The organism is Streptomyces sp. NPDC053048, from assembly GCF_044547045.1.
Lineage (GTDB): Bacteria > Actinomycetota > Actinomycetes > Streptomycetales > Streptomycetaceae > Streptomyces.
In genome coordinates, this window is record NZ_JBITZS010000014.1 from 114,802 (window position 1) to 139,607 (window position 24,806).

21 protein-coding genes and 3 pseudogenes are annotated in these 24,806 nt (G+C 69.7%); 13 read left to right on the forward strand and 11 right to left on the reverse strand.

What is annotated here, in order from left to right; genetic code table 11:
* The first annotated feature begins 44 nt into the window (after positions 1-44).
* Entirely contained in the window at positions 45-1,409 is a 1,365-nt protein-coding gene (locus ACIG36_RS31190) for a DUF2716 domain-containing protein (RefSeq protein ID WP_399935209.1), read from the forward strand.
* Position 1,410: 1 nt separating this feature from the next.
* On the opposite strand, the gene ACIG36_RS31195 is transcribed toward ACIG36_RS31190, so the two are convergent.
* Together ACIG36_RS31195 and ACIG36_RS31200 are read right to left on the reverse strand one after the other, a co-directional pair.
* Positions 1,411-1,974 (reverse strand): YbaK/EbsC family protein, encoded by a 564-nt coding sequence (locus ACIG36_RS31195; protein ID WP_399935212.1) that lies wholly within the window; start codon positions 1,972-1,974, stop codon positions 1,411-1,413.
* Between the two features lie 142 nt (positions 1,975-2,116).
* Positions 2,117-2,539 (reverse strand): MarR family winged helix-turn-helix transcriptional regulator, encoded by a 423-nt coding sequence (locus ACIG36_RS31200; protein ID WP_399935214.1) that lies wholly within the window; start codon positions 2,537-2,539, stop codon positions 2,117-2,119.
* Positions 2,540-2,703: 164 nt separating this feature from the next.
* Here ACIG36_RS31200 and eno point away from each other — a divergent pair, with 164 nt between their 5' ends.
* From eno to ACIG36_RS31220, 4 genes and pseudogenes are all read left to right on the forward strand, one after another.
* A complete protein-coding gene (gene eno, locus ACIG36_RS31205; protein ID WP_399935216.1) occupies positions 2,704-4,023 on the forward strand; it encodes a phosphopyruvate hydratase in 1,320 nt (439 codons plus the stop codon).
* A gap of 279 nt (positions 4,024-4,302) precedes the next feature.
* Positions 4,303-4,650, forward strand: a complete 348-nt coding sequence (locus ACIG36_RS31210) for a hypothetical protein (protein ID WP_399935218.1) — start codon at positions 4,303-4,305, stop codon at positions 4,648-4,650.
* 240 nt (positions 4,651-4,890) lie between these two features.
* Positions 4,891-5,070 (forward strand): annotated as a pseudogene (locus tag ACIG36_RS31215) (IS630 family transposase); the annotation flags it as partial.
* Positions 5,071-5,093: 23 nt separating this feature from the next.
* Positions 5,094-5,657 carry a hypothetical protein gene (locus tag ACIG36_RS31220; RefSeq protein WP_399935221.1) on the forward strand — a complete coding sequence of 188 codons (564 nt, stop codon included), beginning with the start codon at positions 5,094-5,096 and terminating at the stop codon, positions 5,655-5,657.
* A 91-nt stretch (positions 5,658-5,748) separates the two neighbouring features.
* On the opposite strand, the gene ACIG36_RS31225 is transcribed toward ACIG36_RS31220, so the two are convergent.
* The gene (locus ACIG36_RS31225; RefSeq protein WP_399935224.1) at positions 5,749-6,609 is read right to left on the reverse strand and encodes a helix-turn-helix transcriptional regulator; all 861 of its coding nucleotides are present in this window, start codon (positions 6,607-6,609) and stop codon (positions 5,749-5,751) included.
* Positions 6,610-6,753: 144 nt separating this feature from the next.
* Here ACIG36_RS31225 and ACIG36_RS31230 point away from each other — a divergent pair, with 144 nt between their 5' ends.
* The 3 genes from ACIG36_RS31230 (at position 6,754) to ACIG36_RS31240 (ending at position 10,565) form a co-directional block, all read left to right on the forward strand.
* Positions 6,754-7,575 carry an alpha/beta fold hydrolase gene (locus ACIG36_RS31230; RefSeq protein WP_399935227.1) on the forward strand — a complete coding sequence of 274 codons (822 nt, stop codon included), beginning with the start codon at positions 6,754-6,756 and terminating at the stop codon, positions 7,573-7,575.
* A 233-nt stretch (positions 7,576-7,808) separates the two neighbouring features.
* Positions 7,809-8,165: a hypothetical protein gene (locus ACIG36_RS31235; RefSeq protein WP_399935230.1), complete on the forward strand. Its 357-nt coding sequence runs from the start codon at positions 7,809-7,811 to the stop codon at positions 8,163-8,165.
* Positions 8,166-8,441: 276 nt separating this feature from the next.
* Positions 8,442-10,565: a tetratricopeptide repeat protein gene (locus ACIG36_RS31240; protein WP_399935233.1), complete on the forward strand. Its 2,124-nt coding sequence runs from the start codon at positions 8,442-8,444 to the stop codon at positions 10,563-10,565.
* Positions 10,566-11,036: 471 nt separating this feature from the next.
* On the opposite strand, the gene ACIG36_RS31245 is transcribed toward ACIG36_RS31240, so the two are convergent.
* The 4 genes from ACIG36_RS31245 to ACIG36_RS31260 all read right to left on the reverse strand — a co-directional run bounded on the left by ACIG36_RS31245 (position 11,037) and on the right by ACIG36_RS31260 (position 16,230).
* A complete protein-coding gene (locus ACIG36_RS31245; RefSeq protein WP_399935237.1) occupies positions 11,037-11,339 on the reverse strand; it encodes a hypothetical protein in 303 nt (100 codons plus the stop codon).
* A 564-nt stretch (positions 11,340-11,903) separates the two neighbouring features.
* A complete protein-coding gene (locus ACIG36_RS31250) occupies positions 11,904-12,944 on the reverse strand; it encodes a vWA domain-containing protein (protein ID WP_399935239.1) in 1,041 nt (346 codons plus the stop codon).
* A 1,195-nt stretch (positions 12,945-14,139) separates the two neighbouring features.
* Positions 14,140-15,138, reverse strand: coding sequence for a type I glyceraldehyde-3-phosphate dehydrogenase (gap, locus tag ACIG36_RS31255; protein ID WP_399935242.1), 999 nt, complete (start codon positions 15,136-15,138; stop codon positions 14,140-14,142).
* A 135-nt stretch (positions 15,139-15,273) separates the two neighbouring features.
* Positions 15,274-16,230 (reverse strand): GlxA family transcriptional regulator, encoded by a 957-nt coding sequence (locus tag ACIG36_RS31260; protein WP_399935245.1) that lies wholly within the window; start codon positions 16,228-16,230, stop codon positions 15,274-15,276.
* Between the two features lie 207 nt (positions 16,231-16,437).
* Here ACIG36_RS31260 and ACIG36_RS31265 point away from each other — a divergent pair, with 207 nt between their 5' ends.
* Positions 16,438-16,767 carry a hypothetical protein gene (locus ACIG36_RS31265; RefSeq protein WP_399935299.1) on the forward strand — a complete coding sequence of 110 codons (330 nt, stop codon included), beginning with the start codon at positions 16,438-16,440 and terminating at the stop codon, positions 16,765-16,767.
* Positions 16,768-17,079: 312 nt separating this feature from the next.
* Here the strand turns inward: ACIG36_RS31265 and ACIG36_RS31270 are convergent.
* From ACIG36_RS31270 to ACIG36_RS31280, 3 genes and pseudogenes are all read right to left on the reverse strand, one after another.
* Positions 17,080-17,319, reverse strand: a pseudogene (locus tag ACIG36_RS31270) (MFS transporter); the annotation flags it as partial.
* Between the two features lie 18 nt (positions 17,320-17,337).
* Positions 17,338-18,268, reverse strand: a pseudogene (locus tag ACIG36_RS31275) (histidinol-phosphate transaminase); the annotation flags it as partial.
* A complete protein-coding gene (locus tag ACIG36_RS31280; RefSeq protein ID WP_399935248.1) occupies positions 18,265-19,056 on the reverse strand; it encodes an alpha/beta fold hydrolase in 792 nt (263 codons plus the stop codon). The pseudogene ACIG36_RS31275 and the gene ACIG36_RS31280, both read right to left, overlap by 4 nt.
* 342 nt (positions 19,057-19,398) lie before the next feature.
* Between ACIG36_RS31280 and ACIG36_RS31285 the strand changes: the two genes are divergently transcribed.
* Positions 19,399-19,869, forward strand: a complete 471-nt coding sequence (locus ACIG36_RS31285) for a hypothetical protein (RefSeq protein WP_399935251.1) — start codon at positions 19,399-19,401, stop codon at positions 19,867-19,869.
* Between the two features lie 783 nt (positions 19,870-20,652).
* Here the strand turns inward: ACIG36_RS31285 and ACIG36_RS31290 are convergent.
* Positions 20,653-21,597 (reverse strand): cyclase family protein, encoded by a 945-nt coding sequence (locus ACIG36_RS31290; RefSeq protein ID WP_399935254.1) that lies wholly within the window; start codon positions 21,595-21,597, stop codon positions 20,653-20,655.
* A gap of 467 nt (positions 21,598-22,064) precedes the next feature.
* On the opposite strand from ACIG36_RS31290, the gene ACIG36_RS31295 reads away from it, so the two are divergent.
* The 3 genes from ACIG36_RS31295 to ACIG36_RS31305 are packed head-to-tail and all read left to right on the forward strand — an operon-like array spanning position 22,065 to position 24,585.
* On the forward strand, positions 22,065-22,352 hold the full coding sequence (locus ACIG36_RS31295) for a helix-turn-helix domain-containing protein (protein ID WP_399935256.1): 288 nt from the start codon (positions 22,065-22,067) through the stop codon (positions 22,350-22,352).
* Positions 22,349-24,013: a helix-turn-helix domain-containing protein gene (locus ACIG36_RS31300; protein WP_399935259.1), complete on the forward strand. Its 1,665-nt coding sequence runs from the start codon at positions 22,349-22,351 to the stop codon at positions 24,011-24,013. The genes ACIG36_RS31295 and ACIG36_RS31300 overlap by 4 nt, the downstream gene beginning before the upstream one ends.
* Entirely contained in the window at positions 24,013-24,585 is a 573-nt protein-coding gene (locus ACIG36_RS31305; RefSeq protein WP_399935261.1) for a transcriptional regulator, read from the forward strand. The genes ACIG36_RS31300 and ACIG36_RS31305 overlap by 1 nt, the downstream gene beginning before the upstream one ends.
* The last annotated feature ends 221 nt before the right edge of the window (positions 24,586-24,806 follow it).

Consider the following 24,806-nt stretch of genomic DNA (forward strand, 5'->3'; position numbering starts at 1 on the left):
AGGGCGCGGGCCGGGTAGGGGAACGATCAAGGAGTACGCACCGAGTGACCACGACGGCCGAGACACTGCTGGCCGCATACGAAACAGGTCTGCGCGGCCGCCCGCCGCAGGGCCTCCTGCCGTGGGGTGCCGTGGTGGAGCGGGACGGACCGCTGGTGCGGATGCACTACGGCACCCACGGGACCGTCGACCACCGCCACGGCCTCCCCTGCGACGACCTTCCCCGGCTCGTCCGCCGGCAGCGGGATGTCTTCGCCGAGCGCGGGGAGCCGGCCGAGTGGAAGGTCCACTCTCATGACGCGCCGGAGCTCGCCGAGGCACTGTGCGCAGCCGGATTCACTCCGGGCCGGCCCCGGTCCCTCCTGGTAGCCGACCTCGCCGAGGTTGCCGTAGACGCTGACATACCGGCGGCGGGTGACGTCTGCTCGGGGACGCGCATCCGCTCACACCTCTTCGGCAGGGACCAAGGAGCGGAACGGGTCCGCCGACTGGCAGCGGCTGCCCCCGAACAACGCAGGCCGCTCGCGGAACTTGAGGCTGACGGCAAGGCCCGCGCCGTCGGGCCCGAGATGGAGGTCCTGGCACTGGAAGGCGGCGGTCGAGTCCTCGATGCGCTGTGGATCGAGAAGGTGAGCGGCACGGATTTCGCCTCCATCGGAGGCCTCACTGGTCCCCGGCCCGATCTCCTCGCGGCCGCAGCGTCCTGGGCGGCCGGGAGACGGTTCTCCGTCCGCGGGCCGAGCACGCCGCGCTTCCTGGTGGCCGAGGCGGGCGGGACGCTGGCCCCGGTGTACACGGCGGCGGGATTCCACGAGGTCGCCCAGGTGGTCACCTATCGCTGGGCACCCCCTGGCGAACCAGCTCGGGAGCGCCCGGCGAAGCAGCTGCTGGACGACCCGGAGCACGACGCGATCTGGAAGCGGTTCGAGAAGCGGTTCGAGGTGACGTACGAGACGGCCCACCGGGGAATCACCGAACCCCCCGGAGCCGTCACCTGGCACCTCGCCGCCGTGGACGACCGGGACGATGCCCTGCTGGCCGAGGTGGAGGCCGTCATCGCCCGCGGCATTCGCCGCTGCGGCAGGCCCGGGGACCGGCTCTACTGCCTCAAGTGGTACATCAGCGGCTCCCGCCTCGACCCCACCCGCACCGGCGGCCCCGGGCAGCCCCGCTGGTCGGCTTACGCCTACCTCGTCGACGAGCCCGTCATCCAGGTCACCGCCGACCTTCGCATGGGCACCTACGGCAACTTCCAGGAGGCGTCCCTCTGCGTCTTCGGCGCCGACCTCGTCGCCGAGGTCGAGGACGATCTCACGCGCCTCCTGGGCACCGTGCTGCGCCGTGACGGCCGTCCGGTCGGGAACGTGTGGACTTTCGGGCCCGCTGACCCGACCGGGGCGGTCGGCTGAGTCACACGGCGAGGTCCTCGAGGATCTCGGCGCCTGGGAGCTGGGCCAGGGCCGGGCCGGGGAGGATGAGTTTGCCCCGGCGGCGGCCGCTGCCGATGAGGACGAAGGGGGTGGCGGCGACCGCCGCGTCGATCAGCAGCGGCCAGTCGGCCGGTAGCCCGACGGGAGTGATGCCGCCGTACTCCATACCTGTCTCCGCTACGGCTGTGTCCATGGGGGCGAAGGATGCCTTGCGGGCCCCGAGGTGCTTGCGGACGGTGCTGTTGACGTCCACGCGGGTGGTGGCCAGGGCGAGGCAGGCGGCCAGGGTCGTCTGCCCGCCCCGCTTCGCGGCGACCACCACGCAGTTGGCGGAGACCTCCATCGGGACGTCGTAGGCCGCGCTGAACTCCGAGGTGTCGGCCTTCTCGGGGTTGCTGTCCACGTAGAGCACGGAACGGGCGGCTTGCGGGGTGTCCCAGCTCTTGAGCGCGGTGGCCACCGGTCCGGCGAGACGGTCGAGGACGTCCAGCGCCCGGTCGACGGATCGGAAGTCACCGAAGGGGCAAGTGGGGCGTTCGGTCATGGACCGACTGTAACGGCCGGGGGCGCGGCCTCCTGGCGGGGTGGGTGTGCCTCTTCACCACCCTGCTGCGCAGAGAACGCACCCGTCCCAGTGGGTCGAGGAAGGCCGTCGTGCTGATGTCTGAACGCTGCCTGTCGGGGCGCTAGCGTGTGGCGAGCCGCTCCAGCAGTGCGGCGCTCCGTGCCAGCAACGCCCGTTCCTCGTCGGTGAGTTCGGCCTCGATGGCCTGTGCGAGCCAGCCGGCCCTGCGGCCGCGCTCCGCTTCGAGCGCGTCCTGGCCCGCGTCCGACAGCTCGACCAGCGACTTGCGGCCGTCCGTGGGGTGTGGGCGGCGCGTGACCAGGCCCTGTTCCATGAGTAGACCCACTGCTCGGGCCATCGACTGGGGGCGTACGCGCTGATCGGCTGCGAGGTCGCTGGTGGTCATGGCGCCGTTGCGGTCGAGTGCGCCGAGCACGGCGGCCTGGCCCAGCGGGATGTGGTCCTCGTGTTTGACGCGTCGGGTGAGCTTGCCCATCGCGGTGCGCAGTTCGGCGGCGATGGCGGCGGTTTCCGAGGTGGGCATTAGGGCACTTTACCCCGTTGCGCAGCATTGCTGTGCACCTCACCTGCACAGCAATGCTGTACAGCAAAACTGAGCAGCATTGCTGTAGAGTTTGTCTTCGTCGGGCTCAGCGCCAGCGTTGTCGCAGCCGGGGCCACGGCACACGACAACGGGAAGGACCTCCCATGTCCGCAAAAGCAGTCGGAACCGTCAACGCCACCATCGAGACCGCCATCCAGTCCGTCACCGCCCGCCGGATCATCGACAGTCGAGGCAACCCCACGGTCGAGGTCGACGTCGTCCTGGCGGACGGGTCCCTGGGGCGCGCGGCTGTCCCCTCCGGCGCCTCCACCGGTGCCCGGGAGGCCGTGGAACTGCGCGACGGGGACTCCGCGCGCTGGCACGGCAAGGGCGTCGACCGCGCGGTGGCCCACGTCAACGGGGAGATCGCGGCGTCGGTGCGCGGCCGGGACGCGGCGGATCAGGCGGGTCTCGACGCCGCGCTGGTCGCCCTCGACGGCACCGCCACGAAGTCCCGGCTCGGAGCCAACGCGATCCTCGGCGTCTCCCTCGCCACCGCCAAGGCCGCAGCGGCGGCCCACCGCCAGCCCCTCTACCGCTACCTCGGCGGCGCCGACGCCCACCTTCTGCCGCTGCCGATGGTGAACATCGTCAACGGCGGCGCCCACGCCGACAATCCGCTGGATTTCCAGGAGTTCATGATCGCACCCGTGGGCGCGGACAGCTTCACCGAAGCCGTCCGCATGGGCAGCGAGGTCTTCCACACCCTGCGCCGCGACCTGCTGGCCGCCGGGCACTCCACGGGCGTCGGCGACGAGGGTGGCTTCGCGCCCGCGCTGCGTACGGCTGAGGAGGCGCTCGACTTCGTGATGACCGCCATCGAGCGCACCGGCTACCGCCCCGGCACGGACATCGGCCTGGTCATGGACCCGGCGTCGTCGGAGTTCTTCCGCGACGGGGTGTACGACTACGCGGGCGAGGGGGTGCGTCGCACCCCTTCCGAGCACGCCGACTACCTGGCCAAGCTCATCGACGCCTACCCGGTTGTCTCCATCGAGGACCCGATGGCGGAGAACGACCTGAACGGCTGGCGCGAGCTGACCGCCCGCGTCGGCGACCGCTGCCAGCTCACCGGCGACGACGTGTTCTGCACCAACGAAACGCTGCTGCGCGAGGGCATCCGCACCGGCGTCGGCAACTCAATCCTGGTGAAGGTCAACCAGATCGGCACCCTGACCGAGGCGCTGACGGCGGTGGCCACGGCCCACCAGGCGGGCTGGACGGCTGTCATGTCGCACCGCTCGGGCGAGACGGAGGACACCACCATCGCGGATCTCGCGGTGGCGACTGGCTGCGGTCAGATCAAGACCGGCTCGCTCTCCCGCTCCGACCGCACGGCGAAGTACAACCAACTGATCCGGATCGAGGAGGAGCTGGGCGACTCGGCGCGCTTCGCGGGCCGCTCCGCACTGCGACGGGCGTGAACAGCAGGCAGAGACAGAAACCACGCGGGGCCCGATGACTCCGTATGCGGCTGTCCGGGGCAGCATCGGAGATATCTCTGACCAGCCCGGACAACGCGCGCCTGTCCGGGACAACCCACTGTCCTTGTTCTGCCCCCTCGAACACCGGCATGCTCCCTGGCATCCCGACGGACATTTCCGTTGGCCCACTCCTCAAGCCCCAGGGAAAGGTGTGTTTCCAGCATGCGCACTACTGCGCTACGAAGCACGGCAGGCGGGACACTGGCGATACTGGCCCTCATGGCCTCTGCCACCCATGCGGAGGCGAAGACGGCCGACCGCGGATGGTCGGCGAGCAACGACTTCGCCCGCGGCAGCGGCTCCATCGACGAGAACAACAACGGCTTCAGCGTCAGCGGCTCAGTGACCGACAAACGCAGCAAACCGTCGACGTCATACGTCTACGTGAGCTGGCAGGAGTACCACCACGGTGCCTGGACGACCATCAACCGCCGGGCCAATGGACGCGCAACGAACGACACAACGGCCAGGATCTCGCTCACCCGCACCACACCATACGACGTGCGCCGGATCCAGGTGACGGTCTGCACCTCGGCGGGCGGCTGGTACTGCGGCAGCCCCGGCTAGGACGTTTCGCGGACTGGTTCGCCGTGGACCGACATGCCGGCCGGGTTCGGTTCGTGGAAGGGAGCTGAGGGAGCTCCCGACCGGCTGCGGAAGTGGGCCGTCGACGGGACCTGGGCGAAGGTGTTCACCGCCCTGGCCGACGCCGAAGACGATCTGGACTGGGGGCCGCGGTCGGCTCCACGGCCGTCCGTGCTCGCCGGCACGCCGTCGGGGCCTGTCAAAAGCGGCCCCGGTCGGCGAGCCTCCTGGCTCAGCCGCATCGAGGCCCGGTTCGCTGCCCCGCGCTACTTCACCCTCGGCGGTACCGACCACGCCGACCCAGGGAGCAGGACAGCAGGATCCGCCGCTACATCAATGTGGCGAAGCCGCCACGCCGACGACCGGCGCTTACGCGCCGTTGTCGACAGGGCGAACGTTGCCAGATGCGGCACTAGACTTCTGGCATGGCTTCGGGGGGCTGGGGATGGTTCTCGACTGTCGCGTCGATCCTGATCGGTCAGGCCACGGTTCTGACATTGGGCTTCGTCAACAACCGTTCCCAGGCGAGGCGGGAGGCGCAGGCCAGGGCAGCCGATCGGTACAAGGCGATCGCGGAACGCCGTGAGACGTTCGAGCTGGCCCAGCTCGTCGAGGTGAACACCCTGCTGCGGAACGCCATGGCGTCCCTCCACGCCTTCGGATCGGCCAGGCGGCACTACCGGTCGCGCCTGCGGGAGGACCCGGCGCCGCCTGAGACCTACCGGCAGCCGATGCTCGACGCGTCCGCCGCGTCGGACGCCGCGCTTGACGCCTTGCGGTCCCAGATCGGCTTCATCCTGGCCGACGACGTCCGGGCGCTGGTCGACGCCGCGGAGAAGGCCCTGACGATGGCCGCGGCAGCCGTCCTGCTCGACGAGCCGGTCGACTCCGGCGCCCTGGGTGCTCAGGCCAATACCGCATACGAAGCCCTGTCCGCCCGGCTCCGGGAGATCTACGCGACCCGGGAGTCGGCCGTGCCGACGGGTTAGGGACTGCTGCTGGACGATCAGTGAATCGGTCCCAGGAATACTTCCGTCCGCACTCCGCCGCCGCTCTCGGCACTGTGCCCCGTCCGGGCCGTCACGTCGTCGTGGTGAACTGGCCGGTGCCCACGACTTTGAGCAGTGCGAGCCGTTCGGCGGTGTCGCTGCCGACGGGCGGGGTGTAGAGGATCACCCGCTGGTCTCCCTGTGGGGCGAGCAGCACCTGGCAGTCCAGGTCGACCAGGCCGATCAGCGGGTGCAGTACACGCATGCGTGAGGCCCGGCGCACGGCGACCTCGTGCAGTTCCCACAGGGCGCTGAACTCCTCGCTCGCTTCCTGCAGACGTTCCACCAGGCGCGTTGCTGCGGGGTCACCCGCGCGTCGGCCCAGGGACGCCCGCAGGTCGGCGACGTGCAGGCGGCTGTAGTAGTCGTGCTCGTCGGCCGGGTAGGCGGCACGCTGGGCCGGGTCGGTGAACCAGCGCCAGACGATATTGCGGCCCTGCTCGGACACCGTGCACACCCCGCCCAGCAGTGCCTCGGCCATCGCGTTCTGGGCCAGGACGTCACCCAGGTCGCTGAGCACCTGGACGGGCGTGGTGGGCAGCTGGTCCAGCAGATGGAGCAGGCCCGGGTTCACGTGGTCCCCCTGGGAGCGGCCCTGGGGCGGTCGCCGTCCGGCGAGGAGGTGGAGGTGATCGCTTTCGTCCTCGGACAGCCGCAGGGCTCGGGCCAGCGCGGCGAGCATCTCGGGTGAGGGTTGCGGTCCGCGGCCCTGTTCGAGTCGGACGTAGTAGTCGACCGACATGCCGGCGAGCTGAGCGACCTCCTCACGGCGCAGCCCCGGCGTGCGCCGCCTGGGGCCGGTGGCGAGGCCCACGTCGTGGGGGCGTACCCGGTCACGGCAGCGGCGCAGGAAGTCGGCGAGCCCGTCACGGTCGATCTTCATGATCGTCATCCTGCACTACGTCCCGGCCACCCAGCCAGGGACCGCCGATCCCAGGTTGCACAGGTCTCTGCCGTCCCGCCCCCGGCGTCGGCACAGTAAGCCGGGCCGGAGCACCGGGCCCCGGCAGACAGACCCTTCACAAGGAGCATGCTCATGGCCACCATCACCGTCGGCGGCGCGCAGGTCCACTACGAGAAGTACGGCAAGAGCGGATCGGGGCCCGCGCTGGTCCTGGTCCACGGAACCGGATCGTCGGGGGCTGCCGTCAACTGGGGGCAGACCGCACCCCGGTTCACCGGCCACCGCACCGTGATCACCCCCGATCTGTCGGGCACCGACGCCACCGTGGACGGCGGCGGCCCGCTGACCGCCGAGGGACTGGCCGCCCAGGTCATCGCCGTCATCGAGGACGCCGCCGACGGCCCCGTCGACCTGCTCGGCTTCTCCATGGGCGCAACCGTCGCCGCCACCGTCGCCGCCCTGCGCCCCGACCTCGTACGACGCCTGATCCTGGCCGCCGGCTGGGCCCACACCGACAGCGACGAATACCTGCGCAGCCTCTTCACCCTCTGGCAGGACCTCGGCACCAGCGACCCCGCCTCCTTCGGCCGTTCCGTGGCGATGACCGGCTTCAGCCGCCCGTTCCTCAACACCATCGGCCGCGACCAGTTCGAGGCCCTGATCCCCAACATGCCGCCCACCGAGGGCACGCTGCGCCATATCGCCTACGACCTGCGCGTCGACATCCGCCCGCTGCTGCCCCGCATCCAGGCCCCCACCCTCGTGATCGGCGCGACCCAGGACATCACCGTCCCCGTGGAGCACAGCCGCGCACTCCACGCCGCGATTGCCGGCAGCTCCTACGCCGAGATCGACGCGGGCCATGTGATGTTCTTCGAGCAGGAGGACACCTTCGTCAAACTGGTCACGGAGTTCACGGACTTCACCGGCGATTCCACATCCCCCACGACGTGACCGCCTGGCGCATAACCGGGCGGGAGTGCGGGTGCCGGCGGCCGGGGGCGTGAGCCGGTGAGTGCCACCATCTCGACGTGGGTTGGGTGTGGGACGGTTCATGTACACCCGTGAGCCGCGATCGGTTGTCCGTGGGGAAGCGTCTTGTTTCAGCCGCAACTGCCGCGGGACAATGCGAAGTGGCGAGGCGTCAGCCCTTGACGGCGGGTGCTGCGGAGTGGGGGAGGGCCGGCATGTGGCAGGGTTGGAAGACCACGGTCATTGTGCTGGCGGCGGCAGGAGTGGTCTCCACGCCGCTGATCTGGCTGTTGGACAGCCCCGATGCGGGGCAGCTGGCCGGCGCCTCCATTCAGGCCGCCGTCGGCATCGCCGCCCTGGTCTGGGCGCTGTTCCAGCCTCTCGGTAACCGCACGGACGACACGGCGGTGAAAACCGGGCAGGCACGCGCGAGCCGCGGAGGAAGAGCCGTTTCGGGCATCAGGCGCCCGCCAGGCCAGGGCAGCGGGTCGGCGAAGGCGGAAAGGACTGGCAACGCTACCGCCGACGGTGACGGCAGCAACGCCGCCAGCGGCATCGACTACACCCGCTGACCGGCCTGCCCGGCGCCAAAGCGCGGAGGGAGAAGAGGGACGGTCGTGGCCCAAGGAAACGAGCACGGGCAAGGCCCCGTGGAGGCCGCCTCTGCAGAGATCACAGTGGTCGACACCGGGAATGCCACGGCCGTATCCGGGGCCACTGCTGTGACCGGCTACCGCGGACCGGCACCAGGAACCAACAGCGCCCCCACTGGTCCGGTACGAGTATCCGGGACCGGGACTGCGAACGCCTCCGAGGGCGGACTCGCCAACACCGGCTACATCCACCAGGTGAGCGCTGAACAGCTGACCATGGTGCAGCAGCGTGCGCCCCGTGAGCCGGCCGCCTGGCCGCACCAGGTCGGTGTCATCCCCTCCCGGGCGCAGTCCTTCCAACACCGCACTGAGACCGACCGGCTGCGGACGGCGGCCGAGAGCGGTGGCACGGCTCTGCTGAGCCAGGTCCTGACCGGCATGGGCGGGGTGGGTAAGACCCAGCTCGCCGCCGACTACGCACGCACTGCCTGGGAGGACGGCAACCTGGACGTCCTGGTCTGGATCACCGCAAGCGCTCGCTCGCCCGTCGTGACCGGCTACGCCCAGGCCGGCGTCGAACTGTGCCGGGCCAACCCCTGCGACCCCGAACAGGCCGCCAGGTCCTTCCTGGCCTGGGTGACACCCAAGGCCGGAGCGGAGCCGTGCCGGTGGCTGATCGTCCTGGACGACGTCGCCGACCCCGACGACCTGCGCGGCTTATGGCCGCCCGCCAGCCCGTACGGCCGGACCCTGGTCACCACTCGCCGCCGCGACGCCGCCCTGACCGGGGAAGACCGCCGCCTGATCACGGTAGGCCTGTTCACCGAGGCCGAAGCCGTCGCGTACCTCACCGCGTCCCTGGCCGCGCACGGCCGCAGCGATCCCACATGTCAACTCACCGCCCTGGCCTGCGACCTCGGATGCTTGCCGCTGGCCCTTTCCCAGTCCGCTGCCTACCTCATCGACTCCGGTGAGGATGTGGCCGCCTACCGCGAGCTGCTCGCCGACCGCACCACCACCCTCGCCGACACTGCCCCGGACCGGCTCCCCGATGAGCAAGCCGTCGCCCTCGCCGCCGCCTGGTCCCTGTCCCTCGACCGCGCCGACACCCTCCACCCTCTCGGCCTGGCCCGCCCCATGCTGCATCTGGCTGCACTGCTCGACGCCAACGGCATCCCACAGAACGTGCTGACCAGCGAGCCCGCCCTCACCCATCTCACCGAGCACCGCACCCCCACCGGCCGGGACACCACCAAGGAACCCGGCCAGGCGTCACCCAAGGACGCGGTGCGCGCCCTGCGGGCCCTCTACCGGCTCAGCCTGATCGACCACACCCCCGACACCCCCAACCAGGCTGTACGCGTTCACCAACTCGTACAACGTGCCACCCGCGACACCCTCGCCCCCGACCAGTACGACAGGACTGCTCGCACCGCCGCCGACGCCCTGATGGCCGCCTGGCCCGACGTCGAACGCGACACCGCCCTCGCCCAGACCCTGCGCGCCAACACCACCGCACTCACCACCTGTGCCGAAGACGCCGTGTACCGGCCCGACATGCATGCGGTGTTGTGCCGCACGGGCAGCAGCCTCGGCGAAGCCGGCCAGGTCACGGCCGCCACTGTTCATTTCCACCACCTGACCGCAACCGCCACCCAGCACCTCGGCCCGGACCACCCCGACACGCTCAACTCCCGGGACCACCTGGCCTACTGGCGAGGCCGGACGGGGGATGCGGCCGGCGCCGCGGCCGCCTTCGCCGAGCTGCTTCCCGACCGGCAGCGGGTGCTGGGCAACGACCACCCACACACCCTCGCTACTCAGAGCAGCCTGGCCTGGTGGCGAGGGGAAGCAGGGGATGCAGCCGGTGCCGCCGCCGCCCTGGCCAAGCTTTTGCCCGACCAGCAACGAGTGTTGGGCAAGGACCACTCCGACACCTTCATCACCCGGCGCGTCCTCGCCCATTGGCGGGGCGAAGCGGGGGACGCAGCAGCCGCCGCGGCCGCCCTGGCCGAGCTGCTTCTCGACCAACGGCGAGTGCTGGGCGACGGCCACCCCCAAACACTCATCACTCGAGGCAGGCTCGCCCGCTGGCAGGGAGAGGCGGGGGACGCGGCCGGTGCCGCGGCCGCCTTGGCCGAGTTGCTGGCCGACCGGCAGCGGGTGCTGGGCGACGATCACCCGCATACTCTCATCACCCGGCACAGCCTGGCCTGGTGGCAGGGGAAGGCGGGAGATGCGGCCGGCGCCGCGACCGTCCTCGCCGAGCTGCTTCCCGACCAGCGACGAGTACTGGGCGACCACCACCCTCATACACTCGCCACCCGGCGCGAGCTGGACTACTGGCGGGAGCAGGCGGAACAGCGAGATGCCGGATAAGGTCAAACCCTCCCGGCAGACGTACGACTCCGCGACTACGCCGCCCAGCAGATCGCCGACGAATTCGACGTCCCCCGCCCCACACACCCGCCACCTCAGAAGAGTCACGAGCCAGCCCAAAGAACACCGGGCAGCGCAGCATCCCTGCCGCCGATGGGCTAATCCGTTGGTCTGTCGGCGAGTGCTACAAGTGCCGCCAATTGCATCCGATGCGAACTCGCGACGGTTGGCGAACCGCCGTCGTCCAGCGCCGCCTCTTCCGGTGCCCTTGCCGAGTTCGTCCCGCCCTGGGAGTGGCGCGCCGGTGTCACACGGCAGCTGCCTCGGTAGGCATCTGATCCTCTCCTCAACGGGATGTGCCTCCACGAACCGAGCTGCAACCGGGATGGCGTCCTGCTGAGTCGTGTAGCCGGTCGTGGCCCCCGGGAACGCGCGGGTGACGGTGGTGGCCTCTGTCGCCCAGGCGACCCGCTACTGGATGACCTCGTAGATCTCCTTGTAGCCGGCTACCGCGTTGTTGTTAAGCGTATCGATCAGTGACTGGGCGTTCTCATCCGGATTCACGAAGAACGCTCGCTCCATGGTGAAGTACTGGTCGAGACTGTCGAATTCCCATTGGCAGACGACCGTATCCATGGGACCGGCGTAATCGACGTAGATTCGCCGGTTCTCGTACCCGGCCTCTTCAAACACCTTGGTGAGGGTCTTGAACGCCGCCACGATCTCCGGCGCCTTCCCGCGTTGAGCTTGGTAGACCTCGCGCATCATGTACATGATGTGATCCTGCTTTCCTGCTCGAGCAGTAATCGACTAGCAGGCACTGTTTTTATGCTAAGTCATCAAAATGTCGCCCGCATGCCGAGCGAGGTCCGGCTACCAGTAGCGTGATCTGGACGTCTCCTGCCTTGGTCACAGTCTGGCTGTACGCCCTCCCCGCACCGGTTCCTGGTGAGTCCCCGTTCCCTCTGGCACGAGAGTGGCACGGGCTCACGCAGTCGGCCCACGCCCACGTGCCGACAAGCTGGGACTCGGCGGTGCCCGCATCGTCCTGTCCTACCTCATCGCACGGGACGGTTCCCGCTGTGGCATCTGCCAACCACGGGTCGTGTCTCGCCGAGTGGTGCAGTCACTGGCCGAGCTGATTCGGTTCAGGCGCGGAAAGTCGGCGGTCGTTCTCGGTGGGGTGGGCGGTGAAGAGTTCGGCCATGGAGGTTCGGAGAGGTAGCGCCGGTCGAAGACCTACCATTCGTCGTGCAGTTCGGCCAGAACGGGGAGGGGGCGGTGTGTTGAATGCGCAGGATGCCCGCCAGGCCTGGGCTGGCGGGGTTTTCCAGGATGTCAGTTCATGAGGAGGAGCCGTGTGTGCGGTACAAGTTTCCGGTTGACGCTGGTGCTCTGTACGAAGATGGTGAAGTCGTCGTTGTGGTCCGGTTTGATGCGGACTTCCATGTCGGGCAGGCCGAGGAGGGTCCGGGCCTGCGGCCCGGTGTAGACCCGGTCCGTGTTCTTCTCCAGTACCGCGATCTGTTTCTGTGCCTGGATCTTCTCTGTTTTGCTCAGCTGGTAGAACGCGCCCCCGGTGCGGTAGGCGTGCCCGCATTCGGTGACCCAGTCACGGATGGCCACTTCGCGGGTCACCGGGATCAGCTGGTACTCCGACGGGTCCACCGGGGTGAGGCCTGCTGCTTTGATGGTGTTTTTGTTGACCGTCTCTGCACCCGTGGAGAACACGGCCCGTGATCCCCGGATGCCCTGGGTGCGGCCGACCATGAATTTCTCGGTGGCTTGCTGGATGACCTGTCCGGCCTCTTCCAGGCCTTGTGTGCTTGTGGCGTCCCAGATGGCGATGTTGTCCTTGGGGAAACCGCATTGCATGGCCTCGCGCTTGCCCATCTGGTCCGGCACGAGGACGGCCAGTGTCCAGTTGTTCTCCTGTGTTTCGATCATCTTGGCGACGGCCTGTACGAGTTGACGCTGATCCCTGGAAGGAGCATCCGGGCAGCGGTGGCTTGCGTTCTCTTGTCCGTCGGTCAGTATGAAGGTCAGGAAGCTGTGGTCGCCGTAGAGCTGAGCCGTCTGCGCCAGCTCCCGCTGCGACTTCAGTGCGGCCGCGAGCAGGGCCGTCATTCCACCGACCCGGTACAGCTGTTTCAGGGACGGCATCCGCAGCACGTCCTTGTCGTAGATGATGCACTCCACCTTGTCCGCGAAGACATACACCGTGACGCGGGTTTCCTGGTCCAGTTCCTGCGACCTGCGGGCCAGATAGGCGATCTGCTGGTCGGCGACTTCGACGACCTTGCGGCTCAGGTGTGACATGGACGAACTGGCATCCAGCACGAGAGCAACGTGATTGATGTAGTTCTGGCTTCCGGACATGGCCGTTCCCCCTCTTTCCTGCTTGATGCTCAGATCCTCCCACCCACCACTGACAATCGATCTTGGGTTCCGGGCGGGATGCGGACCGCGGGGAGGACTGACCCACGACGTGGCGCGGTCACCACGCCGCGCCCCGTCGTATCGATCCGGGAGAGCGGTCCGCGGTCAGCCGGGGCGGACCGTTCCATGACTGGCCCTGGGCCGGCGTGGCCAGGCCGCGACGGCCGGTCGGGTGGCAGGCGGCCCGGTCCCAGTCGGAGTACGGGCCATGCTCAGGGAATCAGGGCATGACGTAGGTCTGACACGTGACCGCGGTGGTCGCTCTGCGGAACGGTTCCGTCACCGTGTCCCGCGTCAGAGCGGCCGTGGTGATGGTGAATGGTCCCTGACCCTGGCTCTGGCAGGTCACTTGCGCCGCGGCCGTCACGCAGCCCTGTCGCGATGCCCAGTCGGGTCCGGGTTCGGCAGGCTGTTGTGTTCAGGGGTGGTGGTCTGGGCCGGTCGGTCTGGTACCGGGCTGTGGTCAAGCGGCACGGGCGCTGTAGCGGTGTAGGCAATGTGCGGGCCCGCGCGGCCAGCATCGCGTGTGGGGCCTCGAGTGGGGTTTGAGTTGCGGCCTGTCGGGCAGCGCGCTGGTTGATCAGTTGCGGCCCGCTTCCTGAGCGCTGGTCACCTTCATGGTTGGTGGCCCGGGGGTGTTGGCTGGCCTGGCATTGAGGAACGCCGGTACAGCGGCTATCGGTGAGAAGGGCGCTGCTGCTCGTTCCGCCTGGTGAGGCTGTCCTGGTCCGCGTCCCCTGTCCCGGATCGGTGTGGCTGTGCTGTGCGGTGTGCCGCGTACAGGTCGGCATGCCCGAGACCTTCGCCCGTGTCGGTGCTCCTGGAAAGTGCCCAGCCCCCACCCTTCGTCCCCTCTTGGTTGTGGGCTTGGCCACGGGGGCGGGTCCGTCGGATAGCCGCCGGACTACGAGGGAGGGCACGGATTGTGAGGGGTTGCCTCAGGTCGCCGGGGGAGGAAGGGCCGCTCGTAGAGCTCCTTTGACCGGCTGTGGTGCTTCCGTGTCCTCTGGAGGCTGGGCGGAACCTGCTTCTGTGTCTGGGTGTTCTGGTTGCGCGGTTGGTCAGCCTGAGCGCGGGAAGGGGAGTGCTGGCCGGCGCGGTCGTCGGCGGCCGGGGTACCACTCCTGGTGTCTGGTCAGTGGGTGGCGAGGAGTTCGAGGGTGTCGATCACGCGGTGGGAGAAGCCCCATTCGTTGTCGTACCAGGCGACTACCTTGACGTGGCGCCCGTCGACGCGGGTGAGGGCCGAGTCGAAGATCGACGATGCGGGATTGCCGGTGATGTCGGACGAGACGAGCGGGTCGTCCGAGTACTCGAGGATGCCGGCGAGCGGCCCCTCCGCAGCGGCACGGTACGCGGCCAGCACGTCGTCGCGTGTGACGTCGCGGGTGACGGTTGTGTTGAGTTCGACGATCGAGCCGACCGGTACCGGTACGCGGATTGAGTCGCCCGACAGTTTGCCGTCGAGGTTCGGCAGGACCAGGCCGATGGCTTTGGCGGCGCCGGTGGTGGTGGGCACGATGTTGATGCCGGCGGCGCGGGCGCGGCGGGCGTCGCGGTGCGGGCCGTCCTGCAGGTTCTGCTCCTGGGTGTAGGCGTGCACCGTGGTCATGAACCCGTGCTCGATGCCGGCGAGTTCGTCGAGGACCGCGGCCAGTGGTGCGAGTGCGTTGGTGGTGCAGGAGGCGTTCGAGACGATCGTGTGGACGGCCGGGTCGTAGGCGTCGGTATTGACTCCGAAGGCGAGTGTGACGTCGGCGCCGTCCGACGGCGCGCTGACGAGTACCTTGCGCGCGCCCGCGTCGAGGTGGGCGCGGGCGGCCTTGGCGGGGGTGAAGCGGCCGGTGGCTTCCAGGACGATGTCGATGCCGAGTTCGGCCCACGGCAGCTGGGCCGGTTCGCGCTCGGCCAGTACCGTGATCCGGCGGCCGTCGACGACGAGGGCGGGCCCGTCGGTGGTCACCGGGCGCCCGAGCCGGCCGGCGGTGCTGTCGTAGGCGAGCAGCCGGGCGAGCGTGGTGGGTTCCGTCAGGTCGTTGATGGCGACGATCTCCAGGGTGCTGTCGCGCTCGAGCAGTGCGCGCAGCACGTTGCGTCCGATGCGGCCGAATCCGTTGATGGCGATGCGAGTCATGAGTGATGTCCCCTTCCTTTCGCCACCAGGGTCGCCCGCGGTCGGCGCCCGTTGACAGTGGCGGTATCGCCATGGTTCACAAGGATCCCGCCACCCAGTGGCCGGGGGGATCCCGCCACGGGGTGCCGGGCAGGGTTACTCGCCGCGGGTGAAGGTGCGCCGGTACTCGCTGGGTGTGGTGCCGAGGATGCGCTGGAAGTGCAGGCGCAGGTTCGCGCCGGTGCCGAGCCCGGCGTCGGCGGCGATCTGTTCGACGCTGCGCTGTGAGCGCTCGAGCAGTTCGCGGGCCAGGTCGATGCGGGCGCGCATCACCCACTGCACCGGCGTGCAGCCGGTCTCTTCGACGAAGCGCCGGGAGAACGTGCGCGGTGAGACCCCTGCCTGCCGCGCCAGTATGCCGAGGGTGAGGGGCTCGCCGAGCCGGTGCAGCGCCCATTCGCGGGTGGCGGCGAACCGCTCGCCGAGCGGCTCGGGGACACTGCGCGGCACGTACTGGGCCTGGCCGCCGCTGCGGTAGGGGGCCGCGACCAGACGCCGGGCCGCGTGGTTGGATGCGGCCACTCCGAGGTCGCCGCGCAGGATGTGCAGGCACAGGTCGATCCCGGAGGCGGCGCCGGCCGAGGTGAGCACGCTGCCCTCGTCGACGAAGAGCACGTTCTCGTCGACCTGGACGAGCGGGTGCCTGGCCGCGAGTGCCCGGGTGTAGTGCCAGTGTGTCGTGGCGCGCCTGCCGTCGAGCAGGCCGGTGGCGGCGAGTGCGAAGGCGCCCGTGGAGATGGCGGCGAGCCGCGCGCCCCGGTCGTGGGCGGCGATCAGTGCGTCGATGACGGCCTGCGGCGGGTCGTCGCGGTCCGGAACCCGGTAGCCGGGGACGAAGACGATGTCGGCCCACGCAAGCGCGTCGAGGCCGTGGGCAACGGAGTACGCCAGGCCATCGCCGCCGGTCACCAGGCCGGGTGCCGCCCCGCACACCCGTACCTCGTACGGCATGCTCGCGCGGGTGGTGAACACCTGCGCGGGAATTCCGACATCGAGCGGCTTCGCGCCCTCGAGCACAAGGACGGCGACGCGATACAGGCGAGAGGCTGGCACAGGAAGAGGTTACGCGGGGCGTGACGCCGGTACACCCACTGCGCGGACCGGACAGACGACACACCGGCCGGGCTGCTTTCCCCACGGCAGTCCACCGCCCGCTGCCGCCAGCCCGGCGGCCATGGAGAACATGCCGATATACGTGCCGACCATGCCGGTCGGCGTGTAGGAGATCGCGATCTGCTGGGCGAGGGATATCGCGATGGTGTGCCCGAAGGCGAGCACCGTGGTCGCCGCGAGCACCGGCAGCGCCGCGAGGAGCAGGCCGGAACCGTCTCCCAGGAGAATGCCCCGTCCTCCGGCCGGGCCGCCTGGACCGCCCCGGAGAACGCCGTGGGCAGGAAGGCGATCCCGCACAGGCCCACCCCCAGCGCGATCGACCGGCCTCTGCCGATCCGGGCGGGGACGCGCGTCGTCGGCGGAACGCTGCCCACCATCCCGATCACCGCCATGACGACGAAGATCAGGCTGACCGAGCCGGCGTGGCCGGTCACGCGGGTGATCCCCATCGGCAGCAGCAGGTACAGCTGGTTGTAGGCGACCAAGAGCATCGACATGGCCACGATGAACAGCAGCTGGGCGACTGGCGGTAACTGATGCACGCTGCCCAGCAGCGGGCCGAGCAGGGCGCCGCTGTTGCCCGCCATGTTGAACAGGGCGCAGGCCTCCAGTTTGTTGGCCCCGGCCGCGTGCGTGAGGTACGTCCTCGTGGCCGGGGTGAAGACGGTACCGGAGACGCCGGTCACCACGGCGGCGGTCACCACGGCGGCGGTTCATGATGCCGAGGACCGAGTCGAACATCGCGAACATGACGAACGCGACGGAACGCAGCGCGCATCCGGTGAGGATCAGCCAGCGGCTGCCGAGCCGGTCAGCCGCCGTGCCGCCGAAGAGCGTCAGGCCCTGCTGGCTCAGGGTGCGCACACCCAGCACCAGCCCCACCGTCGCGGCGGTGAGCCCCAGGTCACCGCTGAGGTAGGCGGACAGGTTCGGCAGGATCATGTAGAAACCGAGCATGACACCGAACTGATCGATCATCAGGAGGCGTACGACCGGTGAAGAGGCCCGCCAGGAGGCCACCGTACCCATGCCTCACAGCTCCTACAGCACGGCGCTGGCGTCGGACGGGGTGACCTCGTACCCCATGGCGCTCAGCTCGGCGACCACCCGGTCCCGTTCGGCCTTGATCTCCTCCAGGTGCGCCAGCAGGACCTCGGCATGCTCCAGCACGGTGAGGGCGATGGCCTGGGTGACGGACGACAGGTGGTACGGGAGCCGGACCAGCCGCAGGGCCTCCACCACGGCCGGGTCTGCGGCCGGATAGCCCAGCCGCAGGCCCGCCACCCCGAACGCCTTGGACATCGTGCGGGCGACCACCAGGTGCGGACGGCCCGCGATCAGCGGCACCAGGGACGGGCCGCGCGAGAACTCCGCGTACGCCTCGTCGACGACCACCATGCACGGCGTGGCCCGCTGCGCGTCCTCGTACAGGGCGAGGGCGGTGTCCGCGTCGACTGCGGTTCCGGTCGGGTTGTTCGGGGAGGTGATGAGCAGGACGTCCGGCCGGTGTTCGGCGATGGCCGCCCGCGCGGCCGGCAGGTCGATGGCGAAGTCGTCGTCGCGGGGGCCGGCGACCCAGCCGGTCCCGGTGCCACGGGCCGCCAGGGGGTGCACCGGGTAGGACGGCTCGAAGCCGGGCGCCACCCGGCCGGGGCCGCCGAACGCCTGCAGCACCTGCTGGACGACCTCGTTGGACCCGTTGACGGCCCACACCTGGGACGCGTCCAGTGAGTGGCCCGTGCTGTGGGTGAGATGGCCGGCGAGTGGGGCGCGCAGCTCGACCGCGCCGCGGTCCGGATAGCGGTTGAGCCCGCGGACCATCTCCCCGGCCCGCTCGGCGATCCGCCCGGCCGGCCACTCGGGCGGGGCGTACGGGTTCTCGCCGACGTTCAGACCCACCGGGGCAGCCGGCTCGGGGGCCCCGTAAGGGATCTGCCACGCAGTTCGTCCGGATGGGGAGGTCGTCCATGCGGGTCATGCCTTCTGCACCTCACGGTCGAGGAAGTCGAGGACGAGGGGGCCGGCGATGTCGCGGAACTCCTCGAAGTAGGCGTGCCGGGCGCCGGGGATGATCGCCATCCGGGCACCGGGGATGCGGTCCGCGAGCAGGGGCGCGTTGGCGGTGGGGTTGAGCAGGTCGTCGCTTCCGTGCAGCACCAGCGTGGGGGCCTCGATGCCGGGCAGCGCGTCCCACGCGTCGTGCCCGTTGCTCGCGGCCAGGTGCTGCCGCTTGGCGTGGGCGGACATGGTCGGGTCCCCCAGCGTCCGGTACGGCCCGGGGTGGGACGCGAGCCAGCCCGGTGTGTACATCAGGTCGAGCAACGCCCGCCGCGTCGCCTGCGGGTCCGTACCGGCCAGCGACCGGCGGACGTCGTTGCCGCGCTCGACGCCGTGCCGCCCGCCGGGGGAGGTGCAGCCGAGCACCAGCGAACGAACCCGCCGCGGGTGTTCGGCGGCCAGGCACTGCGCCACGCGCCCGCCCATGGAGGTGCCGTAGACGTCCGCGCGGTCGATTCCGAGCTCGTCGAGCACGGCGACCACGTCCCGCGCGAACTGCCCGGTGCTGAACGGCGCCGGGGGATCGTCGCTCGCGCCGGTGCCGCGGTAGTCGATGGTGAGGGTGGTGCGGGCGACGTGGAAGTCGTCGCGGACGTCGTCCCACCAGTGGTGGCTGTTCGCCTGGCCGGCGAGCAGAACGAGGGGGGCTCCGTCACCACGGAGCTGGTAGGCGATGGCGACCCCGTCGGGGGTCGTGGCGTACGGCACGGCGAAGCGTCCTTCCAGGGCCTGGCACGACGATGGTCAGCGGCCGCCCGGGATGCCGGCGGCGGCTGATCATTAAAGGAGAGATCGTTCCCCAGGGTGCCTACTTCGCCTCGTGGGCGACGTACCCGGTCGACGACTTCCGGCCACCCGTGAGGTGCGAGCCCTCCTGGCGCGCGCCGCATGGGGCGCTGCCTGCACTGCCGCGGAGGTTGCGGCTGTGAGCGCGTGTTGCTGTGGTGGCAGAGCCGCCACCGCCGCCCCGGGCGCGCGCATGAGCCGTGAGTGTGGCTGCGGGGCGAATGGAAGAAACGCAGTTGACCGCCAGAGCCGAGGGCAGGAAAGGTGCAGCTCATGGAGTGCGGGGAATACGAGGAACTGACACCGGAAGGCAGTCTGTCCCCAGAACAAGCGGCAGATCTGTTCGAGGAGATGCACGATCTGTTCGGGATGAGGGTATCGGTGGGAGTTGAGGCTGGCGCCCCTGATTCCCACCTGGTCAAGCGTCTGGCTCAGCGGATCAGGGCTGGGATCGGCGAACCGGACTGCCGGATCCGGATCAGCGACAACGGCCGGGACGCGGTCGTGGGACCGGCCGGAATGGATGTCGACGACCCGCAGGGCGCGCTGGAGCTCGCGGCGGTGGCCCTCGGCGGCACGTGGGACGCCCCAGGTGCCATTGACACCGGCGGGGGCCCGGTGCTGCACACCAGCCGACCGGTCCCGTGGCCTTCTGAGGAGATCGGCACAGCCCGGGTCCACCTGTGGGCCGGAACCACATGGGCGTTCATCAAGTACGCCGAGGAGCACGCCTGACCGTTGCGCCATCCTTCGGGTGAGATCAAGGACGTCCATGGCTGAGCACCCCCGGAAGTGCTGGGCATCCGTTGCCGGTAGTGCCACCGCGACCAATGTGGTGGGGAACCAAGATGAGCGAGGGCCATCGCTGGCTGCCCGCTGAGCGGCAGTGGCTGTATCGGTGGCCTTCAAGGGGCTGGTTCTTCCGGGCCGTCTGGCTGCCCTGGTGCCCTGGGCTTGGTCCTCCGTCCGCGTCCTTGCCCTCCGCTTCGGCCGCGGGCCTTTGGGGCGGGTCGTGGGCTGTGTGCCGGCGCGGGCCTGGTCGTTGGGGTATGGCCGGGGGCGGAGTGGAACGGCACGTGCGGCAGGCACCCCAGGGGCCGGGGTCGAGCTTGCGCTGCGAGCGGGCCTGCTTGCTGCCGCCCGCGGGACGTCGGGGGGTGCGGGAGTGACGTCCGGCTGCCTGGCGGCGTCTGCCCGTTGCTGCGGTCGGTGCGTTGTCCGGCTGTCCAGGTGGTCTCTCTATGCCGCTGCGGTTCGTGCGTCCGGGTGGCTGGTGGGCTGGCGACGGGCTTGTGCTGTGGTGTGGTTTCCGTGTCCGGTCCGGTGGCTGCTTGCCGTTCTGTGCGGTGGCTGCGCCGCGCTGTGCCGCGGCGCGAGCGTTGGTCTTCTGTAACGCGTGTGGCCCTGCGCTGTGCCGCTGTGCGGCTGTGCCGCTGTGTCGTGCCTGTGCTGTTGTCTGGTGTGGGCCGGGGGTTTTCAGGGTTTGGTTACCGGTGCTGGTTGTTTGTTTGTTTGGTTTCAGTCGGTGTTGATGATGGCGTAGGCCCTGACGGGGAAGGTGCCCATGTTGTGGATGGCGGGTGGTGCGGCGTGGAAGCGGAAGTTGTGGGGTGGTAGTTGTTCGAGGCCGCGGAGGTGTTCGATGACGGGTATGCCGGCGGCGAGCAGGAGGGTGTGGGCGGGGCGTGTTCCGTCTCGGGTGTTGTCGATGTTGAGGGAGTCGATGCCGACGAGGGCGGGTTTGTTGTCGGCGAGCCATTGTGCGGCGCGGGTGGTGAGGTAGGGGTGGTGGCCGCCGGCGTAGTGGTCGGTGGCCCAGTGCTGGTCCCATCCGGTGTGGATGAGTACGGCCCGGCCGGTGACGTCGTGGGGCAGCAGCATCTCCCGGTCGATGGCCGGGTTGTGTGTTCCCAGGACCCGTATGACGGTTCCTTCGAGGTCGGTGAGGCGGGTGAGGTCGAGCCCGGCGAGGTCGGGGCCGTCGGGGTAGCGGTGGAAGGGGGAGTCGAGGTAGGTGCCGGTGTTGGAGACCATCGTGATCTTGCCGATGGTGAACTCGGTTCCGGGTGCGTAGTGTGCCCGGGACGCAGGGCGGGAGATGTGCTCGCTGATCTCGGGTCCGGGCAGGCCGGGGTAGGTGGTCATTCCGTCCCGGATGACGTGGCTGAGATCCACCGTCCGGCGCCTGCCCGCCCGGCCGGGCGTCCCTGTCCCGGGGGTGCCTTTGTGCGGCTCGCGCAGGAGCCGTTTGCGCTGGATGCGTACGGATTCCACCATCAGCAGGCCGAGCCGGCGGATGAACAGCTCACCGAGTTCCTGGTCCTCCACGGACGCTGCTGGCACATCCAGCCGGAACGCCTCGACCCGCAGGGAGCCTCCGTTGGCGAAGGTCACCTCGGCGTCGAACTCCGCACGCCACTGCCCGCCGTCGTCCACGCCGTCGTCTTTCCCCGTTACGATCATGTGCTGATCATCGGCGCACGGCGTGCCCGGGGACAAGGGACAAGACGGCTGCGCCGCTTTCAACTGCCCGGCCGAAGGCCCCCGGAGCAATGCCCCGCGCGCTCGCGACGATCCTCCGTACGGGTGCGCGTGCGGTGCGCCGTCATGCCCGTGGCGGGTTGCTGCCGCCGGGGCCCCAGTTGCGCCGGGCCCTATGCAGCCGGGTGGTGGGTCTGGGTGTGCCCGGGGTGCCTGTCTGGCCCGTGCGCCTGTGTGGCTGCGGGCCGCCGCCAGGCGGGGCGGGATGCGTGGTGTGCGGCTTGCCGGTCTGTGCGCGGGCGGGATGGCCCGGGTTGCCGGCAGGTGAACCTGCGTGGGGCGCGCGGCTCCTGTATCCCGCGTACCGGAGGGAGCCGGCGCACGTATTCTTGATGCTATAGAGGCCAATTTGATGCAAATATTGCATTGCCCTCGGGTAGGGTGGGGCCATGGGGTTGAGTCTGGAGGAATCACTGCGGCTGTCGGTGGCGGCGTTGATGCAGGCAACAGGTGATTCGCAGCGGGCGCTGGCTGCGGTGCTCGGGCTGACGCAGACGCAGGTCTCCCGGCGGCAGTCCGGGGCCACCTCATGGACCTTGCGCGACGTCGATGTCCTGGCCGAGTACTACGAGATCGCCGCGCTGGATCTGCTGGCGGGGCCGACCCGGGCGTGCGAGACGCTGCCCGCCGCGCGGCGCCGCGGTGCACGCGCCGCCGAGAAGGGAGTGGCTCGATGAGTGACTTCGATGCGATCGACTCGCTGCTCGCGGGCGTCGGCCCGGAAGCCGGACTCCCGGCCCCTGACAGGCGCCGGGAGTTGCGGGAGCGGGCCCGCTTGTCCAAGGCACAGGTGGCGAGGGCGCTCGGGGTGAGCCCGTCCACCGTCGCGGGGTGGGAGAGCGGCCGGGATCCGGTCGGTGAGGTCCGTACCAGGTACGCCTACCTGCTGGACGGCATTGCCGCGAAGTTTGCCGACGAGACCGCACCGGACACCACCCCCGCCCCCACTCCCGAGCCCGCTGCTCCGCCCGCCAACGCCTTCACCGCCTTCGTGGCTGACGGCTCCTCCGCGGAACCCAGCGAGCCGGCCCAGGTGGAGCCGGCTGGACCTGCGGAAGGTGGTGAGGGCGATGAGGTGGAGGTCCTCGCCGCGCCGGAGCCGTGTGTGCTGTGCGGACAGCCAGCCGCGCACCGGGTAGCGGGGTTCGCCCAGCACCTGGACCCGGCCGACTGCCAGGCCACCGCTGCCGCGCCGCCCGTACCGCCTGCCGCACAACCCGCACCACCGGCACAGCCCGACACAGCTCATACCAGGAAACCCACCACGACAGCACACCCTCCGCGCACGACGCACCCTCCGCGCACGACGCGCCCGCCCGAGCGCTCCAAGCCTCCGGCCCGGCACGCCTTCCAGGAGCCCTCTGGTCCCGGGGACCTGATCACCCAGGCAGTGCAGGCTGCGCTCGCCGAGCATCACGGTGACGTGGAGGCGGCGACGGCCGTGTTGCTGAAGCGGGCGATCCCGGACGCGATGCGCCTGCTGGACGAGACCCGCAAGGGCGCCCGCTACGACGTGATCGCGCACCCCTGGATCCCCGACATCCTCAGGAAGCAGACCTCTCGCGGCGCGGACCAGATCTGGGAGGCCCGCCCGAAGTGGACCCGCCACGAGCTGCCGCCCGGCCGCCATGAGGTGACCGCGCTGGACATCAATGGCGCCTACCTCTCCGCCCTCAAAACCCACCTCCCCCTGGGCCAGCTCGAGCACTCCGCCGGCCTCGCCCATGACCGCCGCCGCGCCGGCGTCCACCTGATCACCCCACCCGCATGGGAGCACGAGGATGTGCTTCCCAACCCGATCGGCCAGCGCGACGAACCAGGCCCTCTATGGGTCACCGAGCCGACCCTGCGCCTCCTGCTGCGCCTGTCGGGTCCGAAGTACGGGCTGTGCGCGCCGCCGGAGATCCACGAGTCCTACACCTCGGGCGCCACGGAGAACCTGCTGGAGAAGTTCCGTATCGCGTTGAAGGACGCCCGCGACACCGCGATCGCCGGCGGCGACGAGGTGACGCTGGAGTACGTGAAGGCCATGTACTCCAAGTTCGTCTCGACGATGGGGGAGTCGAACTACAACCGGGAGCTCTACCGGCCGGACTGGATGCACATCATCCGCTCCCAGGCATTCGCGAACCTGTGGCTGAAGGCCCTCAAGGCCCATGACGAGGGCCTGACGGTCGTCCGCGCGATGGGTACCGACGAACTCCACGTCATCGGCGACTGGCGCAGTGTCTTCCCCGAAGGCCGGCGCGTTACCGAAGTCAAGGTCAAGGACACCTACACCGCCGGGACCGACACCACCACTGGGCACACGGAGACGGAAGGGGAGGGAGAGGAGTAGTGCCGGAGAAGAATCTCGACTTCGGGAAGTTCGGCGCCCGGGGCATCAAGGGCAGCGACGCCGTCGCCCGCAAGCTCGATGAGCTCGCGGGCGGTATCGCGACCCCGGTGACGGTCAGGCGCGGCTGGATAGCGCGCCTGCATTACTTGACGAAGTCGGCCAAGAGCCGCCAGGCCGCGAAGGAGGCCGGGCTGACGGTCACCGACCGGACCCTCAAGGCATGGCTGGAGAGCAAACGGGCGCCGTCGAAGGCCAACCTGGCCAGGATCGACGCCGCATACCGGGCGGTGCGCCGGCAGAACGTCGCCCGCCACCTCCTGGGGCGCCTGAACCGCGAGGGTCGCGGCACGCGGGTGGAGATCCACCCCCTGGACCAGTCCCAGGTGCCGCGGCCGCTGCAGCGGGTGGTGGAGTACCGGACGCTGAACGTGCGCCGCTGGGACCGCATCGTCATCTCCTGGGCAGCCGGCGACCGCCAGGGCCTCGAGGCCGCCTGGGACGACACGATCGTGGACCTGGGCTCGCAGTGGGGCCAGTACGAGTACGTCACCAACGTCGGCTTCGCCGCTTAGAAGACCTGTAGATTCTCAAATTCCCTGTCATTTTCTCACGTTCGTTGTCAGGCGGATGTCACGTTCTGAGAATGCGCTGGTCACGGCTTCAGAGCTGGGTGCCGGAGCAAGGATCTGACACGGAGTATGAGAATTCCTCGGGGTGACACGGCCTGAGAATTCTGCAACAGCCCTTGACGTGGCGTCGGCAGATGACATGGCGGATGAGAACCTACTGACCC